This window comes from Bradyrhizobium sp. (assembly GCF_019244115.1).
Taxonomy (GTDB): domain Bacteria; phylum Pseudomonadota; class Alphaproteobacteria; order Rhizobiales; family Xanthobacteraceae; genus Bradyrhizobium.
In genome coordinates, this window is sequence record NZ_JAFATE010000528.1 from 1 (window position 1) to 2,564 (window position 2,564).

Annotated in this window: 3 protein-coding genes; all 3 read left to right on the forward strand. The window is 65.6% G+C overall.

From position 1 onward, the window contains the following. Positions 1 to 22 precede the first annotated feature (22 nt). Positions 23 to 688, forward strand: a complete 666-nt coding sequence (locus JOZ76_RS23340; RefSeq protein WP_291702334.1) for a TetR/AcrR family transcriptional regulator — start codon at positions 23 to 25, stop codon at positions 686 to 688. A 232-nt stretch (positions 689 to 920) separates the two neighbouring features. After that, a complete protein-coding gene (locus JOZ76_RS23345; RefSeq protein ID WP_291702330.1) occupies positions 921 to 2,201 on the forward strand; it encodes an IS4 family transposase in 1,281 nt (426 codons plus the stop codon). 101 nt (positions 2,202 to 2,302) lie between these two features. Further along, a partial coding sequence (locus JOZ76_RS23350) for a hypothetical protein (protein ID WP_291702332.1) occupies positions 2,303 to 2,564 on the forward strand: 262 nt, incomplete at its 3' end.

Genomic DNA, 2,564 nt, shown 5'->3' on the forward strand with positions numbered 1-2,564 from the left:
TCGGCGCCGGAAGAGACCACGGATGGATGCGAGCGCCGCCGCCCCGAAGCGCCGAGACGGAAAGCGCAAGAGGAAGAACGATCCGTCGCGGACCAAGGCCGACATTCTCGAGGTCGCGGCGGAGGAATTCTCGACGCACGGCCTGAGCGGCGCGCGCGTCGACGCCATCGCCGAGCGCACGCGCACCTCCAAGCGGATGATCTATTACTATTTCCAAGACAAGGAGACGCTCTACCGGGCCGTCCTCGAGAACGCCTATTCCGCGGTGCGCGCGATCGAGGCCAAGCTCGATCTGGAAACCCAGCCGCCCGAGGCCGCCTTGCGCAGCCTCGTCGAGCAGACCTTCGAGAACGACGACGCCAACGAGGCGTTCATCCGGCTGGTGGCGATCGAGAACATCCATCGCGGCGAGCATCTTAGCCAGCTCGGGCCGATCCGCGAGATCAACAAAGGCGTCATCGCCATCATCGAGCGCATCCTCGCGCGCGGCCGCGCCGCCGGCGCCTTCCGCGCGGATCTGGACGCCATCGACCTCCATATGGCGATCAGCGCGCTCTGCTTCTTCCGCGTCTCCAACAAGCACACGTTCGGCAAGATATTCAAAATCGACCTCACAAGCCCGGCCCGGCGCGCTAAGCACAAGAGGATGGCGGTCGAGGCGATCCTGCGGCTGGTGCGGCAGGAATAGGAGCGCCCGCGCGCGCCCCCTTCTCCCGGCGAAGGTCTAGCTGATTCACACATCGTAGCGCGGCGGAATGACTCACCCTGAGAGTTTGGGCTTCCGTTGCGGTTACGATCTGTGATTCTGTGTGCGGCGCTTCGATTCTGCTTCAGGAGCGCGCGATGTTGAAGGAACAGTATTGCTTGGGCCGGTTCGGGGATCGTCGTCTCGATAAAGGGGGGCGGCGCTTCTTGAAGGCATGGTCGCGCGCTCGACCTCGTGCGTTAAGCGGGCGGCGGGCGGCGATCGGGCTGGGACCGTCCGCTATGGCCGGTTTCTGAGCAACGAGAAGGTGACGCTTCCGGCCCTGATCCAGGGATGGAGCGAGCAGACGCGGAGCGCCGCGGGGGGCCGGCATGTTCTGGCGATCCAGGACACCAGCGAGATCAACTTCAAGACGAGGCCCGAGCGACGGCGCGGCTTAGGCGAGATCGGCAAGGGGAGCGGGCGCGGCGTGCTTTTGCACGCCATGCTGGCGCTCGACGCCGAAAGCGATGCTTGTCTCGGCCTCGTGGCCGGCGAGGTCTGGACGCGGGCGGGCCGGGTAACGGTCTCACACGCCAAGCGCCCGCTCGAAGAGAAGGAATCCAAACGCTGGGTGATGACGGCCGAGTGCGCCAAGGAGGTGTTGGCGGCGGCCGCGAGCGTCACAGTGATCGACGACCGCGAAGGCGACATCTATCCCAAATGGGCAGGCGTTGCGGCGCAAAACTTCGATCTGTTGTCGCGCGTGATGCACGATCGCGCCCTCACCGACGGCAGCGGCCTCTATGCGGCCGGCGCCGCTTTCCCAGTGGTCGATAAGAGGCGGGTCGACCTTATCGCGCGCTTCGATCGGCCGGCGCGGCAAGCCGAGCTTTCGCTGCGGTTCGGCCGCGTGACGATCCGAAGGCCGGAGACGGCGGCGCGCTCTTTGCCCCAAAGCGTCGATTTGAACCTGATCGAGGTCATCGAGGATAAGGCGCCAGCCGGCGTCGAGCCTCTGCATTGGCGTCTTTTGACGACCCACGAAGTCGCCGATGTCGCCTCCGCCTGGCGCATCGTTGATTGGTACAAGAGACGCTGGACGATCGAGCAGCTCTTCCGTCTCATCAAGACCCAGGGCCTACAGCTCGAAGACAGCCGTCTAGAGACCGCTGATCGCCTGCTCAAGCTCACCGCGATCGCCGCCAAGGCCGCCGTCATCACCCTGCAGCTCGTGCAAGCCCGCGAAGGAAAAGGCGGCGAGCCGGCCAGCCTCGCCTTTAACCAGAAACAAATCGACCTTCTCGCCGCCCTCGGCGCGCAATACGAAGGACGCACCAAGCTGCAGAGCAATCCTCATCCAGACCGTAGCCTGGCCTGGGCCGCTTGGATCATCGCAAGGCTCGGCTCATGGGACGGCTATCCGCGCACCAAGCCGGGGCCGATCACATTCAGACGCGGCCTCGAATACTTCCTAGGCATCGCTCAAGCCTTCGCCGCGCTCCGCGATGTGTGAATCAGCTAGCGCGAAGCGGGGAGAGGGGGCGCGTTCGCGGCGCGCGAGAACCTGTGGCAAGCTGGCTCGCGCAAGCACGCGCGCGCCCCGAGGAGATCGCCATGCGAATGCTCTTTGCCGCCCTGTTGTTCCTCACGCTCGCCAGCGCCCCCGCGCGCGCCGGCGACACGCCGGAGGAGCGCGCTTTCTTCATCGCCGCCTTTCAGACCGCGAAGGACTATGGCGCCGACATGTCGCTGCTCTCCTATTGCCTGCGGGGCGATGAGGAGATGTCGGCGCGGCTCACGCTCGGGGTGATCGCCGACCTGAGCGAGGTGTTCGAGAAGGTCAAGCAGGGCGCGCTCGATACGCGCCGCTCGGCGG

Coding starts and splice junctions, on each gene's coding strand:
- JOZ76_RS23340 (WP_291702334.1), top strand. CDS start 23: ATGGATGCGAGCGCCGCCGCCCCGAAGCGCCGAGACGGAAAGCGCAAG.
- JOZ76_RS23345 (WP_291702330.1), top strand. CDS start 921: ATGGTCGCGCGCTCGACCTCGTGCGTTAAGCGGGCGGCGGGCGGCGAT.